Raw genomic sequence first — 15,997 nt, forward strand, 5'->3', positions numbered from 1 at the left:
AAACCCCGGGCCGCGCTGCGGGTTCGGACCGAACCCGCAGCGCAACCCGGGGGGCGCCGGGAGCCTGGGGCTACGTGCTCGCGCTCGCGGTGTCGACCGCCGAGCCGTCGGTACCGAGGCCGTCCTGGAAGTAGGCCATCTCGCGATGGTAGGCCTTGTCGAGTCCCTCGAGTTCGTCCTCCTCGGTGACACGCAGGCCCATCGTCTTGTCCAGGACGAGCGCGATGAGCAGTGTCACGACGAAGGAGTAGGCGACCACCGCGAGGGTGGCCAGCGTCTGGGCGCCGAGCTGCCCGAACCCGCCGCCGAACAACAACCCGGCCTCACCGACGGGGGAGGCGGGATCGGCGATCACTCCGATGAGCAGGGTCCCGATGATGCCCGCGACCATGTGCAGGCCCACAACGTCGAGCGAGTCGTCGTAGCCGAGGCGGTACTTCAGCGCCACGGCGTAGTGACAGGCCACGCCGCAGATCAGGCCGATCGCGATGGCGCCGAGGGGGCTGACCGAGGACGCGGCCGGGGTGATGCCCACGAGGCCGGCCACCAGGCCGGAGGCCACACCGAGGGTGGTGGGGTGCTTGGCGCGGACCTGCTCGGTGATCATCCAGGCCAGGGCGCCGCAGAGGCCCGCGACGACGGTGTTGAGCGCGGCCACCGCGGCCGTGTTGCCCGCGACGAGCGCGGAACCGGCGTTGAACCCGATCCAGCCGGCGAAGAGCATGCCGGCGCCGAGGAACGTCAACGGCACGCTGTGCGGCCTGCTCACCGCGGGGAACGCGGCGCGCCGGCCGAGCACGAGGACCAGGGCGAGCGTCGCGACGCCCGCGTTGATATGGATGGCGGTACCACCGGCGAGGTCGATCGCACCCAGGTTGTTGGCGATCCAGCCGCCGATCACGGACCCGTCCTCGGAGTCGAAGGCGAACACCCAGTGGGCCACCGGGAAGAACACCAGCAGCGGCCACGCGACCGAGAAGACCAACCAGGTGGAGAACTTCATCCGGTCCGCCGCGCCACCGGCCACGAGCGCCACGGTGATCCCCGCGAAGAGCAGCAGGAACCCGGCGAACAGGGCGGGGGGAAGGCCCGGGGTCTCGGGCTCGGCCATGATGCCGGCCAGTCCCAGATACTCGAGCGGGTTACCGAGGAGCCCGGCACCACCGAGTGAGTTGCCGAAGGTGAGCGAGTACCCGACCAGCACCCACAGCACGGCCATGACGGCGACCGCGCCGATCGTCATCATCATCATGTTGAGCGTGCTGCGGATGCTGACCATACCGCCGTAGAACAGGGCCAGGCCGGGGACCATGAAGGCCACCGCGACCATGGCGGCGAGCACCCAGGCGGTGTCGGCCGCCGCAATGGCTACGTCCATCTGTCTCTCATTTCTGTGAGGCCACTCCGTAGCGGCGATCTAAGAGGAACTTGCGTTTCACAGTGTGATCCCGACGAGCTTTCCTCCGGGTGTCGCGCGCGTTTCCATCGGGTTACCGTGTCGGGCCCGGTGCGGACCCGGTCGGCCGGTCGGCCAATTTTTCAGTGAGAACGTCTGTCGGATAGGCAGTCTCGGGCCGGAGAAGTCGTAACGTCGCGGAAACCCACCACCGGTTTCGTGTCAGTAGGTTGTGACTACCAACCAGAAACGGCACGTGAGATGCCCACCCCAGGAGAATCCGATGACAGTCACCGCAGACCCCTCCGCCGAGGTCCACGGACGCCGGAACGGCTCGTCGGTGTCGACGGCGTTCCGGCCCGCGGCCCCCGGACCCCGGCCCGAGATCGCGCCGGGCCCCCTGGCCCGGCTCGTCGCCGACACCGGGACGAGATTCGTGCTGGCCGTCTTCACCAACCTCCGGGGCAAGCCGTGCGCGAAGCTGGTCCCGGCGTCCGCGGTGGATCAGCTGGAGGCCGGCGAGCTCGGGTTCGCCGGATACGCCGCCGATGCGATCGGCCAACGGCCCATGGACCCGGACCTCCTCGTCGTCCCCGACCCCCGCTCCTTCACCACCCTGGACTTCATCAAGCCCGGGCTGGCCCTCGTCCACTGCGACCCCTGGGTGGGCGGCGAACCGTGGCGCTTCGCGCCACGCGTGATCCTCGGGCGGATGCTGGCCGACGCCGCGTCCGACGGGCTCGACCTCAAGGTGGGCGCGGAGGTCGAGTATTTCCTGGTCCGCAAGAACGCGGACGGGTCGCTGCGCACGGCCGACCCCAAGGACGACGAGAGCCACCCCTGTTACGACGCCCGCGGGGTCACGCGGATGTACGAGCACCTGGCCGGGGTGTCCGATGCGATGAACGCGCTCGGGTGGTCCAACTACGCCAACGACCACGAGGACGGCAACGGGCAGTTCGAGCAGAACTTCGCCTACGACGAGGCGATGGTCACCGCCGACCGCGTGATGACGCTCCGCTACATCATCTCGATGCTCGCCGAGCAGCGGGACATGATCGCCACCTTCATGCCCAAGCCGTTCTCCGACCGCACCGGGTCCGGGATGCACCTGCACATGTCGCTGTGGCGGGACGGCCTCCCGGTCTTCCCCGCGGACGGCGACGATCCGCACGGACTGGGGTTGTCCCCCACCGCGTACGGCTTCATCGCCGGGATACTCGCCCACGCCGCCGGGATGCACGCGGTCCTGTGCCCCACGATCAACTCCTACAAGCGCATCGGTGCCCGCACCACCGCGTCGGGGGCCACCTGGTCGCCCACCGACGCGACCTACGGCGGCAACGACCGGACGCACTACCTGCGGGTTCCCGACGGCAACCGGGTCGAGCTCCGCGGCGGCGACGGATCGGCCAACCCCTACCTCGCCGTGGCCGTGCAACTCGCCGCGGGCCTGGACGGGGTTCGGCGGGGACTCGATCCCGGGATGCCGGCGACGGTCACCGGGGCCACCCACACGCTCCCGCCGACCCTCCTGCACGCGGTGGAGGAGATGGGGCGCGACGAGGTGGTCCGCGCCGCGCTGGACATCGGCGGCGGCGGCGTGGCCGAGTACTACGCCGATCTCAAACGCGAGGAGTTCATCTCCTGGCACAACACCGTCACCCAGTGGGAGATCGACGAGTACCTCACCGCGTTGTGACCCCCCTTCCCCACCCACCCACCCACCCAGGAGAAATCATGTGCGGCATCGTCGGACTCCACCTTCGCGACCCGGACCTCGAGCCCCGGCTCGGCGACCTGCTCACCACCATGCTCGGCGAGATGACCGACCGGGGTTCGGACTCCGCCGGTGTGGCCGTCTACGGGAACCCCGACTGGACGCCGGCGGGCTCGGCGACCGTCACCGTGCTGGCAGACGACGTGGACGCGGCCGACCTGGCCACCCGCGTCGGTTCCCGGCTGGGAACGGCGGTGCGGGGTCGTGAGATCGGTGCCACCGTGCTGTTGTCCGCCGAGACCGACGCGGACACGCTGGCGTCCGCACTGCGGACCGCCGCGCCGGAGGTCGTGCTGGTGGGGATGGGCAGCGAGCTCGCCGTTCTCAAGGGCGTCGGCCTGCCCCTGGACCTGGCGACCGGATTCGGGTTGCCGGGAGCCTCCGGGTGGCAGGGCGTCGGCCACACGCGCATGGCCACCGAGTCCGCCGTCACCCCGGCCGGGTCGCACCCCTTCTCCGTGGGCCCCGACCAGTGCATCGTGCACAACGGCTCCTTCTCCAACCACGCCTCGGTGCGCAGGGAGCTCGCCCGTCGGGACGTCCACTGCGACACGCTCAACGACACCGAGGTCGCGGCCCGCTTCGTGGCCGAACAGATCGCGCTGGGCGCCGGGATCGACCAGGCGCTGGAGGAGATGTCCCGGGTCCTCGACGGCTTCTACACGCTGCTGGTGTCCACGGCCGAGGAGTTCGCGGTGGTCCGCGACCCGATCGCCTGCAAACCCGCGGTGATCGCCGAGACCGACCGCTACGTGGCCATGGCGTCCGAGTACCGCGCCTTGGCTCACCTTCCGGGCATCGCCGACGCCCACCTCTACGAACCCGAGCCGGGCCGGATCTACCACTGGCACCGCTGAACCCCCCGCGCCCCCGCCCCCACCACGAAGGAAGCACGATGACCGTCACCCCAGAGCAGACCGTCCGGCTCACGACCCTCGGACCGCCCGAGCCGGCCGTGACGTCCGCCCCCGCCGCCGCCGTGCCCACCACGCCGGTGCGCACCATCGACGTCCAGGCCGCGGGACTCCGGGAGACCAACCGGGTCCTCCAGGCGTCCGACGGCACCGGCCGGTTCGTGCTCACCCGACCCCGGGGTGCGCACGCGCTCGCCGTGGGTCTCGACACGGCGGACGAGGTCGTGATCGACGGGCCCACCGGGTACTACACCGCCGGGATGAACGACGGTGCCGACATCACGGTCGACGGGAACGTGGGGGTCGGGGTCGCCGAGAACATGATGTCCGGCACGGTCCGGGTCAACGGCTCCGCGTCGCAGTCGGCCGGCGCGACGGCCCACGGCGGCCTGCTGGTGATCCGCGGGGACGCGGGTGCCCGGTGCGGCATCTCGATGAAGGGCGTCGACATCGTGGTCGAGGGGTCCATCGGTCACATGAGCTGCTTCATGGGCCAGGCCGGACGGCTCGTCGTGCTGGGCGACGCCGGCGACGCGCTCGGCGACTCCCTCTACGAGGTGCACATCTACGTCCGGGGAGAGGTCGCCTCCCTCGGCGCGGACTGCGTGGAGAAGAGCATGCGGGCCGAGCATCACGCGGAGCTCGAGGAGGTTCTCGACCGGGCGGGCGTCACCGGGGTCTCGACCGACGAGTTCCGTCGGTACGGCTCGGCGCGGACGCTCTACAACTTCGACGTGGACAACGCCTCCGCGTACTGATCGCACATCCCACCTCCCCGCCCTCCCCGACAGGAGCCCGACATGCCGTTCGACGGACCCACCCGCTTCGACCAGTCCACCCCCACCCAGGCACGGCCCGCCGGAAACGACCCCGTGCTGCGCGAGTCGGCCACGTTCCCCCGCCAGGTCATCCACGAGATTCAGCGCGCCGCGGCGACGGGGATCTACGACATCCGGGGCTGGGGTGCCAAGCGCGAGCTCCCGCACTTCGACGACCTCCTCTTCCTGGGGTCGTCGATGTCCCGGTACCCGCTGGAGGGCTACCGCGAGCGCTGTGACACCGACATCACCCTGGGCACCCGGTTCGCCTCGAAGCCCCTGCACCTGGACATCCCCGTCACCATCGCCGGGATGAGCTTCGGGGCCCTGTCCGCGCAGGCCAAGGAGGCGCTGGGGCGCGGCGCCAGCGCGGCCGGAACCTCCACCACGACCGGTGACGGCGGGATGACGGCCGAGGAGCGCGGGCAGAGCTCCACACTGGTCTACCAGTACCTGCCCTCGCGATACGGAATGAATCCCACGGACCTGCGCAAGGCCGACGCCATCGAGGTGGTGCTGGGGCAAGGTGCCAAGCCCGGCGGGGGTGGGATGCTCCTGGGCCAGAAGATCTCCGACCGGGTCGCGCAGATGCGGACCCTGCCCAAGGGGATCGACCAGCGGTCGGCGTGCCGGCACCCGGACTGGACGGGCCCCGACGACCTGACCATCAAGATCCTCGAACTGCGGGAGATCACCGGGTGGGAGAAGCCGATCTACGTCAAGGTCGGGGCCACCCGCACCTATTACGACGTCAAGCTCGCGGTGAAGGCCGGTGCCGACGTGGTGGTGGTGGACGGCATGCAGGGCGGAACCGCGGCCACACAGGACGTGTTCATCGAACACGTGGGCATCCCCACGCTCGCGGCGATCCCCCAGGCCGTGCAGGCGCTGCAGGAGATGGACATGCACCGGAAGGTGCAGCTCATTGTCTCCGGGGGTATCCGCTCCGGTGCCGACGTGGCCAAGGCCATGGCCCTGGGCGCGGACGCGGTGGCCATCGGGACGGCCGCGCTCATCGCCCTGGGCGACAACGACCCCCGCTACGAGCAGGAGTATCGCGCCCTGGGCTCGGCGGCCGGGTTCTACGACGACTTCCAGGACGGGCGCGACCCCGCCGGCATCTCCACCCAGGACCCCGAGCTGGCGGCCCGGCTCGACCCGGAGGCCGCGGGCCGGCGCCTGGCCAACTACCTCCACGTGCTGACGATGGAGGCGCAGACCATCGCCCGGGCCTGCGGGAAGTCCCACCTGACGCACCTGGAACCCGACGACCTGGTCGCGCTGACGATGGAGGCCGCGGCGATGGCGCGGGTGCCGCTGGCCGGGACCGACTGGATCCCCGGCCGCGCGGGCCGGGATCTGTAGTGACCGCCGTGTCGGCGGTCGGGGTCGGGGTCGACTTCCACCATCAGGACACCCCGGCTACCGTCGGGGGAATGGGGACGGACCCGGAGACCGCGCGGAGGGTCGTCCACCAGGAGGCTCAGCGCGAGCTCCCGGTGGACGTGCCCACCGGCAGCGATCTCGAGCGGATCATCGGCTTCCACGTCCGCCGGCTGCGTCTGGCCGAGGGCCTGGGCGTGGCCGAGATGGCGCAGCGGATCGGGATCTCCAAGGCGATGCTCTCGAAGATCGAGAACGCCCACACGTCCAGTTCCCTGAGCATGCTCGCCAAGCTCGCCGCCGGCCTCGACGTCCCGGTCACGTCCCTGCTCCGCGGGGCGGACACCAAGCGCGACGCGGTGTTCACCGCCGACGGGCAGGGCGCCACGATCGTCGGCCGGGGCACCGCGGCGGGACACGACTACGAACTGCTCGGGGCACTGCGGGGGCCGAACAAGCGCATCGAGCCCGTGCTGGTGACCCTGACGGCGGAATCGGAGACGCACCCCCGCTTCCAACACCCGGGCACCGAGCTGCTCTACATGCTGTCCGGCGACATGATCTACCACCACGCCGAGGCGGAATACCGACTCCGGCCGGGGGACTCGTTGCTCCTCGACGGCGAGGGCGTCCACGGCCCGGTGGCGATGCTCGAGCTTCCCATCCGGTTCCTCTCGGTCACCGCCTACCCCGACAACGTCGACGGCTGAGTGCGCCCGGCTCCGCCGAGCCGCCACCTCACCACTCACCACCCACACACGACCCCCGCGGGGGCTGTGGCACACCCGTCTCCACCCACCACACCCCGAGGAGCCCGCCATGACGGCATCGGTCACCACCACCGTCACCTCGCTGATGTCCGCGATCGCGGACGTCGGCACCGATCCGACCCGCGGCGGATACAGCCGGTCGGTCTATTCCACCCCCGAGCTGGACCTGCGCGACTGGTTCCTGTCCGAGGCCGCCGCCCGCGGCCTGGACACCGAGACCGACCGGAACGGCGTCATCTGGGCCTGGTGGAACCCGGAGGGACACCCGCTGGAGGACGCGGTCGTCACCGGCAGCCACCTCGATTCCGTGCCCGGGGGCGGCGCCTTCGACGGTCCCCTCGGGGTGGCGTCCGCGTTGGTGGCGGTGGACCTGCTCAGGGCCCGCGACCTGCGGCCGGGACGCCCGCTGGCGCTGACGGTGTTCCCCGAGGAGGAGGGGTCCCGGTTCGGGCGGGCCTGCCTCGGGTCGCTGCTGCTCACGGGTGCGATGGACCCGGCGGTCGCGGCGTCGCTCACGGACGACGACGGGACCACCTTCGCCGAGCTGTGCGCGGCCAACGGGCTGGACCCCGCGCACCTCGGCCGGGACGACGAGGCGCTGGGCCGCATCGGCCACTTCGTGGAACTCCACGTGGAACAGGGACGCGGCCTGATCGACCTGGACAGCCCGGTCGCGGTGGCGTCGTCGATCATCGGCCACGGGCGGTGGCGGCTGACCTTCACCGGCCAGGGCAACCACGCCGGGACCACCCTCCTGGCGGACCGGCGGGATCCCATGATCCCGGCCGCCCGCACCGTCCTCGACGTCCGGCGCATCGCCCACGTGTACCGGGGAGCCCGGGCCACCGTCGGCCGGATCGTGCCCACGCCGGGTGGGACCAACGTCATCGCCTCCCGGGTCGACCTCTGGCTGGACGTGCGGCACCCCGATGACGCGGTCACCGCCCGGATCGTCGCGGAGATCACCGAGGCGGCGTCGATGGCGGCCGCCCGCGAGGGGTGCGAGAGCACGATCGTGCAGGAGTCGCTCAGCGCGTCGGTGGGGTTCGACGCCGGCCTACGCGAGCGACTCCTGGGCGAGCTGCCCGGGGTACCCGTCCTGGCCACCGGCGCCGGTCACGACGCCGGCGTACTGGCATCACACGTCCCCACCGCGATGCTCTTCGTCCGCAACCCGTCCGGGGTGTCCCATTCCCCGGCGGAACACGTGGAAGACCGCGACGCCGAGCGGGGCGCCGAGGCCCTGGCCGACGTCCTCGCCGGTCTCCTGACCACCGCCCCACACACCACCGCCGGGTGACCGGCCGTACCGAGAAAGCGACTCCCATGACCGACACCGCGACATCGACCCACACCGCCACGTCCGCCCACACGGTGAGGTTCCTCGTCATCGGCGGCGGCCTCGAGGGGCTGTCCATCGCCTGGAACCTGGCCGAGCGCGGCGAGACCGACGTGCTGGTGGTGGAGAAGGACACCCTGTGTTCCGGGATGACCGGGAAGTCCAGCGGGATCGTCCGCTGCCACTACGGTTCGCCCACGATGGCCGCCCTGAGCTGGCACAGCATCCCGGTGTTCGAGAACGCGACGGAGCTGCTCGGCGACGACATGGCCTTCCGGCAGTGCGGATACGCCGTGATCGTCGGCGAGGAGAACGTGGTACCCCTCCGTGCGAACGTGGCCATGCAGCAGAGCCTCGGGATCGAGACGGAGCTCATCCCCCCGGACCGGATGGCGGAGCTGTGGCCCGGCCTCAACGTGGACGACGTCGCGGCTGCGGCCTGGGAACCGCGCGGTGGCCGCGGGGAGGCGTACATGACCGGCATGGCCTTCGCCGCCGCGGCCCGCCGCCGGGGGGTCCGGGTCCGCCAGGGCTCCCGGGTCACGGCGCTGCTGCAGGGGCACGACGGCCGGGTCGTGGGGGCGGAGTTCGCCGACGGGGCGCGCGTCCACGCCGAGCAGGTGATCCTCGCGACGGGGGTGTGGGCCCCGCAGCTCGGCGCGACCGTCGGCCTCGACATCCCGGTCCGGGCCCAGCGCGCGCAGCTGGTGTTGGTGGACCAGGGGGAGCCGCTCGGGCAGGTGCCCACGCTGTCGGACCTGGTGGGTCTGCAGTACCTGTGCCGCGAACCCAACGGGGAGATCCTCGCCGGCAACTCCGACCACCACTCACCGCAGTACGTCGACCCCGATTCCTACTCCAACCGCGCCGACGCCTCGACAGTGGAGAAGGTGGTGGAGCGGCTCATGCACCGCCTGCCCGGTATGCCGGACCCTGCGATCACCGGCAGCTACGTGGGGGCTTACGACACCACCCCGGACTACAACCCGATCATCGGGCCGTCCCCGCTCGAGGGCCTGTTCCTCGCGGTGGGCTTCTCCGGGCACGGGTTCAAGATGTCGCCCGCGGTCGGTCGGCTGGCCGCGGAGTTGCTCCTGGACGGGACGACGACGATGAGGGGCGTCGACCCGGCGGACTGCCGGTTCTCCCGGTTCTCGGAGGGGCACCTCACCACGAGCCTGAACCCGTACGTGGGTGCCGGCGAGATGCGCTGATCCGGCCCCGCCGCCGAACCCCGTTCCGGACACGCCGCCCGTGCCGCGGGCCTATCGTGACCACATGGTCGACCCGGACATGGGACCCGAGCGGGGTTCGCGCCGCGACGCGGCGGCGCGCGACATCACGCCGCTGCCGGATCTGGCGCGCACGCGCCCCAGGGTGGGCCCGCAGCGCACCCGGCGGCCCGTCTACCTGGACCTGCTCCCGCCCTGCAACGCGGCCTGCCCGGCGGGCGAGAACATCCAGGCGTGGCTGGCCCACGCGCGTGCCGGGCGCCACGAGCAGGCGTGGCGGCAGCTCGTGGCGGACAATCCGTTCGCCGCCATCCACGGCCGCGTCTGCTACCACCCGTGCGAGACCGACTGCAATCGCGAGCGGTTGGACAGCGCCGTCTCGATCCATGCGGTGGAGCGGTTCCTCGGCGACACCGCCCTGGACCGCGGATGGGGGTTCGACCGCAGCGCCCCCGACAGCGGCAGGAGCGTCCTGGTGGTGGGCGCCGGGCCGAGCGGCCTGTCCGCCGCGTACCACCTGGCGCGCCGCGGGCACCGGGTGGAGATCCGGGACGCCGGCACCGAACCCGGCGGCATGATGCGCTACGGCATCCCCGACTACCGCCTGCCGCCGGACGTCCTGGGCGCCGAGATCGGCCGCCTCGAGGAGTTCGGCGTGACCATCACCCGCGGCCACACGGTCACGGACCTCGCCGCGGAGAAGGAGGAGGGCGGGTTCGACGCGGTGTTCGTGGCCGTGGGCGCCCACCTCGCCCGCCGGGTGGACATCCCCGTGGTGGACACCGGCACCATGCTCGACGCCGTGACGTTCCTGCGCGGCGTGGCCTCCGGCGAGCGCCCCGAGGTGGGGCGGCGCGTGGCCGTGTACGGCGGCGGCAACACCGCCATGGACGCCGCCCGGGTGGCCCGGAGGCTGGGCGCCGAGGACGCCGTGATCGTCTACCGCCGCACCCGCGACCAGATGCCCGCCCACCCGGAGGAGGCCCAGGACGCCGAGGCGGAGGGCGTGCGCATCAACTGGCTGCGCACCATCACCGCGTTCGACGGCCCCGAGCTGCAGGTCGAGGTGATGGAGCTCGACGCCGAGGGCCACCCGCGCCCCACCGGCCGCGTCGAGACGCTCGCCGCCGACACCCTCATCCTCGCCGTGGGACAGGAGACCGAGGCCGGCTTCATGCGGACGCTGCCCGGCGTCGGGTTCGGTCCCGACGGCACGGTCCACGTGGACGAGAACTTCATGACCGGCTGTCCGGGCGTCTTCGCCGGCGGCGACATGGTGCCCGGCGAGCGCACCGTGACGGTGGGCGTCGGGCACGGCAGGAAGGCGGCCCGGCACATCGACGCCTGGCTCCGCGGCGACGACGGGGCGCGGCCGCCCGCCCCCGACGTCGTCACCTTCGACGAGCTCACGCTCTGGTACTTCGCCGACGCCGACCGCCGCGCCCAGGCCGAGCTCCCCGCCGCCGAGCGCACCGGCGGGTTCGGGGAGGTCGTGGGCGGGCTCGGGCCGGAGGAGGCCGAGTTCGAGGCGGGGAGGTGCCTGTCGTGCGGGAACTGCTTCGAGTGCGACGGCTGCCTGGCCGCGTGCCCGGAGGACGCGATCGTCCGCGTGCCCACCGGCCACGGCTACGCCTACGACTACGACCGCTGCACCGGCTGCGCCGAGTGTGCCGAGCAGTGTCCCGTCCACGCCATCTCGATGTTCCCGGAGCCGTCATGACTCGCGCCACCCTGGACGGCAACGAGGCCGCCGCCTCCGTGGCCTATCGGCTCAGCGAGGTCTGCTGCATCTACCCCATCACGCCGTCGTCGTCGATGGCCGAGCTCGCGGACCAGTGGTCGACCGAGGACCGCGCCAACGTGTGGGGCACCGTCCCCACCGTGGTGGAGATGCAGAGCGAGGGCGGCGCGGCGGGGGCGCTCCACGGCGCGCTGCAGGGCGGGGCGCTGGCCACCACGTTCACGGCCTCGCAGGGCCTGCTGCTCATGGTGCCCAACATGTACAAGATCGCCGGGGAGCTCACCTCCGCGGTGATGCACGTGGCGGCCCGGTCGCTGGCCGCGCAGGGGCTGAGCATCTTCGGCGACCACTCCGACGTCATGGCCGTCCGTCAGACCGGGTTCGCGCTGCTCGCCGCCGCCTCGGTGCAGGAGGCGCACGATCTCGCGCTGATCGCGCACGCGGCCACGCTGCGGACGCGGGTGCCCTTCGTCCACTTCTTCGACGGCTTCCGCACCTCCCACGAGCTCAACACGGTGGAGCTGCTGTCCGACGACGACCTGCGCGCCCTCGTCCCCGAGGAGCTGGTCCGCGCGCACCGCTCACGCGCGCTCTCCCCGGAGCGGCCGGTGGTCCGCGGCACCGCCCAGAACCCGGACACCTACTTCCAGGCCCGCGAGACCGTCAACCCGTTCTACGCCCGCGTGCCGGAGACGGTGACGGCCCTCATGGACGCCCTCGCCGAGCGCACCGGCCGGCCGCTGGGGATCGCCGAGTACACCGGCGCCGCGGACGCCGAGCGCGTGGTGGTGATCATGGGGTCGGGTGCCCAGACCGCCGCCGCCACAGCCGAGGCCCTCAACGCCCGCGGGGAGAGGGTCGGCGTGCTGCAGGTGCGCCTGTACCGGCCGTTCCCCGCCCGGGCGCTGCTCGACGCGCTGCCCGCGACAGTGCGGTCGGTGGCCGTGCTCGACCGCACCAAGGAGCCCGGCTCCCACGGCGAGCCGCTGTACCTCGACGTGATCGCGGCGCTCGCCGAGGCCTGCGGTGACGGCCGCCGCGAGCGGATGCCCCGGGTGATCGGCGGTCGCTACGGGCTCTCGTCCAAGGAGTTCACCCCGGCGATGGCCGCCGCGGTGTTCGCGGAGCTCGTCGTCGACCCCCACCGCGACGGACGGCCGCGGCCGCGCTTCACGGTGGGGATCCTCGACGACGTGTCCGGCACGAGCCTGGCCGTCGACCCCGACTTCCACCTCGACCCCGACGGGACGGTGGGCGCGGTCTTCTACGGGCTCGGCTCCGACGGCACGGTCGGCGCCACCAAGAACACCATCAAGATCCTCGGCGCGGACCCGTCGCTGCACGTCCAGGGCTACTTCGTCTACGACTCCAAGAAGTCCGGCTCCCAGACCGTCTCCCACCTGCGCTTCGGACCGCACGAGATCCGCGCGCCGTACCTGGTCTCGCGCGCGCAGGTGGTGGGCGTGCACCAGTCCCGGTTCCTCGAGACCGTCGACGTGCTCGACCGCGCGGCGCACGGCGCGACGCTGCTCCTCAACAGCCCGCTGCGGCCGGAGAGGGTGTGGGACTCGCTGCCGGCCGGGGTGCAGCGGCAGATCGTGGACAAGCGGATCGAGGTGCACGTGGTGGACGCCCACCGCATCGCCCGCGAGGCCGGGTTGCCGGGGCGCATCAACGTGGTGATGCAGGCCTGCTACTTCGCGGTGGTCGGGGTCTTGCCGCGCGACCGGGCGATAGCGCTGATCAAGGAGTCGGTGGAGAAGACCTACGGCCACCGGGGCGGCGACCTGGTGGAGCGGGAGTACGCGGCGATCGACGGCGCGCTGGCGGGCCTGCACCCCGTCGCGGTCCCGCGCGAGGTCACCGGCGTCCGCGAGCCGGCCCCCATGGTGCCGGCCCACGCGCCGGAGTTCGTCCGCGCCGTGACCGCCGAGATGATGGCCGGGCGTGGGGACGCCCTGCCCGTGAGCGCGCTGCCCGTGGACGGCACCTACCCCGTCGGTACGGCCGCCTTCGAGAAGCGCTCCATCTCGGAGACGGTCGCGCAGTGGGACGCGGACGCGTGCATCCAGTGCGGCAACTGCGCGTTCGTGTGCCCGCACAGCGTGATCCGCTCGAGCTTCTACGACCGCTCGGCGCTCGACGGCGCCCCGGAGGACTTCGACTCCGCCCCGCTGCGGGCCGTCGGGCTGCCCGGTTCGCGGTACACGCTGCAGGTGTACGCCGAGGACTGCACCGGGTGCGGGCTGTGCGTGGAGGCGTGCCCGGCGCTCACCCCGGGCGACCCTCCCGGCAAGGCCATCAACCTGGTCCCCCGCGAGCCCGGGGCCGACTCGACGCGGCGGAACGTGGCGTTCTTCGAGACCCTGCCCGTGCCCGACCGCGCCCGCGTGGACTTCGGCACCGTCCGCGGCACCCAGTTCCTCGAGCCACTCTTCGAGTTCCCGGGCGCGTGCGCGGGCTGCGGCGAGACCCCCTACCTCAAGCTCCTCTCCCAGCTGTTCGGCGACCGCGCGATGATCGCCAACGCGACCGGCTGTTCCTCCATCTACGGCGGCAACCTCCCCACGACCCCGTGGACGACCAACGCGCAGGGGCGCGGGCCGGCCTGGTCCAACTCGCTGTTCGAGGACAACGCCGAGTTCGGCCTGGGGTTCCGGCTGGCCGCCGACGAGCACGCCGACCTGGCCCGGCGGCGGCTGGGGGAGGTGCGGGAGGAGGTGGGCGCCGAGCTCGTCGACGCGATCCTCACCGCGCCGCAGGTGCGCGAGTCCGAGCTGGCCGCGCAGCGGGGGCGGGTGGCGGAGCTGGCCGCGCGGCTCGACGCGCCGGACGGGCCGGACCCGGCCGCGACCGCCGACCTGCGCAGCGTGCTCGACCACCTCATCCGGCGCAGCGTGTGGATCGTGGGCGGCGACGGCTGGGCCTACGACATCGGCTCGGGGGGCCTGGACCATGTGCTCTCCAGCGGGCGCGACGTCAACGTGCTCGTGCTGGACACCGAGGTGTACTCCAACACCGGCGGCCAGATGTCCAAGGCCACCCCGCTGGGCGCGGTGGCCAAGTTCGCGGCCGCCGGCAAGACGCTGCCCATGAAGGACCTCGCGCTGCAGGCCGTGTCCTACGGCAACGTGTACGTGGCGCGCGTGGCGATGGGCGCGGATCCCCAGCACACCCTGCAGGCGATGCGCGAGGCCGAGGCGTACGACGGGCCGTCGCTGGTGATCGCCTACAGCCAGTGCATCGCCCACGGGATCGACATGCGCACCGGCATGGACCAGCAGTACAAGGCGGTGGCCAGCGGCCACTGGCCGCTCATGCGCTACAACCCGGTGCTGCAGGGCTCCGGGGCGAACCCGTTCATGCTGGATTCCCACCGTCCCCGGATCTCCCTGGGGGCGTACCGCGACGGCGAGCTGCGGTTCCGCTCCCTGGCCAACACCGACCCGGAGGAGCACGAGCGGCTCCTGGCGCTGGCGCAGCACGCGGTGACGCAGCGGTGGCAGCGGTACGAGGAGATGGCCGCGCGCGGGTCCGACGAGTTCACGCCGGACGCGCGCCGCGCCGGGGAGAAGGGGGCGCTCTAGATGGACCTCGGCACCCGCTACCTGGGACTGGAGCTGGGCAACCCGCTCGTCGCGGCGGCCTCACCGTTCTCCCGGACCGTCGACGGCGTGCGCCGCCTGGCCGATTCCGGCGTGGGCGCGGTGGTGCTGGCCTCGCTGTTCGAGGAGCAGCTGCGCCGCGAGGCCGAGCGCGATGCCGCGCTCGCCGAGCACAGCTCGCAGAGCTACGCCGAGTCCGAGTCGTATTTCCCGCCCGGCGCGCTCGCCGACGCCGGCCCGCGCCGCCACCTCAGCCTGATCGAGCGCGCGGCGGCGGCCGTCGACGTGCCCGTGATCGCGAGCATCAACGGCGCGACCACCGGCGGCTGGGCCCGCCACGCCCGGTCCATGCAGGACGCGGGGGCCGCCGCGATCGAGCTGAACGTGTACTTCCTGCCCGGCGACCCGGGCCTGACCGGCCGCGACGTCGAGCGCCGCCACCTCGACATCCTCGCCGCCGTGGTCGACTCCGTGACCGTCCCCGTGGCCGTCAAGGTGGGCCCGCAGTTCAGCGCCTTCGCCGACGTCGCCCGCGCGCTCGAGGACGCCGGGGCCGGCGCGCTGGTGCTGTTCAACCGCTTCCAGCAGCCCGATATCGACCCCGAGACGCTCACCGTGACGGCGGGGGCCACGCTCTCCTCACGCGCGGAGATGCGGTTGCCGCTCACGTGGATCGCCCTGCTGCGCCGCCGCGCCGGGCTGGACCTCGCGGCCACGACGGGCGTCGAGGAGGCGGCGGACGTGGTGCGCTACCTGCTCGCGGGCGCCGACGTGGTGCAGACGGCTTCCGCCCTGCTCCGCCACGGGCCCGAGCACGCGACCGTGCTGCTCGACGGCCTGGCCGACTGGATGCGGCGCAAGCGGTACGCGAGCGTGGACGCCTTCCGCGGACTGTTGGCCGCCCCGGCCGATCCGGGGGATTCCACCTGGGTCCGCGGCGGCTACGTGCGCGCGCTCGGATGGGCGGATCCGGCCGGGTTCGCCGCGCCGACGCCCGACGTGCGGTGATCGGCGGGGCC

At 72.4% G+C, this 15,997-nt stretch carries 11 protein-coding genes; 10 read left to right on the forward strand and 1 reads right to left on the reverse strand.

The features are described from left to right. Nucleotides 1-70 precede the first annotated feature (70 nt). Complete coding sequence (locus tag Q0444_RS11010; protein ID WP_291081271.1) at nt 71-1,378, reverse strand: ammonium transporter; 1,308 nt, start codon at nt 1,376-1,378, stop codon at nt 71-73. A 301-nt stretch (nt 1,379-1,679) separates the two neighbouring features. On the opposite strand from Q0444_RS11010, the gene glnT reads away from it, so the two are divergent. The 10 genes from glnT to Q0444_RS11060 all read left to right on the forward strand — a co-directional run bounded on the left by glnT (nt 1,680) and on the right by Q0444_RS11060 (nt 15,986). Continuing rightward, on the forward strand, nt 1,680-3,098 hold the full coding sequence (gene glnT, locus Q0444_RS11015) for a type III glutamate--ammonia ligase (protein WP_291081269.1): 1,419 nt from the start codon (nt 1,680-1,682) through the stop codon (nt 3,096-3,098). A gap of 38 nt (nt 3,099-3,136) precedes the next feature. Next, on the forward strand, nt 3,137-4,033 hold the full coding sequence (locus Q0444_RS11020) for a glutamine amidotransferase (RefSeq protein WP_299023237.1): 897 nt from the start codon (nt 3,137-3,139) through the stop codon (nt 4,031-4,033). Nucleotides 4,034-4,071: 38 nt separating this feature from the next. Next, complete coding sequence (locus tag Q0444_RS11025; protein WP_291081266.1) at nt 4,072-4,848, forward strand: protein glxC; 777 nt, start codon at nt 4,072-4,074, stop codon at nt 4,846-4,848. A gap of 42 nt (nt 4,849-4,890) precedes the next feature. Continuing rightward, nucleotides 4,891-6,273 carry an FMN-binding glutamate synthase family protein gene (locus Q0444_RS11030; protein WP_299023238.1) on the forward strand — a complete coding sequence of 461 codons (1,383 nt, stop codon included), beginning with the start codon at nt 4,891-4,893 and terminating at the stop codon, nt 6,271-6,273. A 71-nt stretch (nt 6,274-6,344) separates the two neighbouring features. Then, entirely contained in the window at nt 6,345-7,001 is a 657-nt protein-coding gene (locus Q0444_RS11035) for an XRE family transcriptional regulator (RefSeq protein WP_291082787.1), read from the forward strand. 109 nt (nt 7,002-7,110) lie between these two features. After that, nucleotides 7,111-8,361: an allantoate amidohydrolase gene (locus Q0444_RS11040; protein WP_291082783.1), complete on the forward strand. Its 1,251-nt coding sequence runs from the start codon at nt 7,111-7,113 to the stop codon at nt 8,359-8,361. A 26-nt stretch (nt 8,362-8,387) separates the two neighbouring features. Beyond that, nucleotides 8,388-9,614 carry an FAD-binding oxidoreductase gene (locus tag Q0444_RS11045; protein WP_291082780.1) on the forward strand — a complete coding sequence of 409 codons (1,227 nt, stop codon included), beginning with the start codon at nt 8,388-8,390 and terminating at the stop codon, nt 9,612-9,614. A gap of 64 nt (nt 9,615-9,678) precedes the next feature. Then, a complete protein-coding gene (locus Q0444_RS11050; protein WP_291082777.1) occupies nt 9,679-11,352 on the forward strand; it encodes an NAD(P)-binding protein in 1,674 nt (557 codons plus the stop codon). Continuing rightward, a complete protein-coding gene (gene nifJ / locus Q0444_RS11055; protein WP_299023239.1) occupies nt 11,349-14,960 on the forward strand; it encodes a pyruvate:ferredoxin (flavodoxin) oxidoreductase in 3,612 nt (1,203 codons plus the stop codon). The genes Q0444_RS11050 and nifJ overlap by 4 nt, the downstream gene beginning before the upstream one ends. Beyond that, nucleotides 14,961-15,986 (forward strand): dihydroorotate dehydrogenase-like protein, encoded by a 1,026-nt coding sequence (locus Q0444_RS11060; RefSeq protein WP_299023240.1) that lies wholly within the window; start codon nt 14,961-14,963, stop codon nt 15,984-15,986. Nucleotides 15,987-15,997 lie beyond the last annotated feature (11 nt).

The sequence above is a fragment of the uncultured Dietzia sp. genome, assembly GCF_937873725.1.
Classification (GTDB): Bacteria; Actinomycetota; Actinomycetes; order Mycobacteriales; family Mycobacteriaceae; genus Dietzia.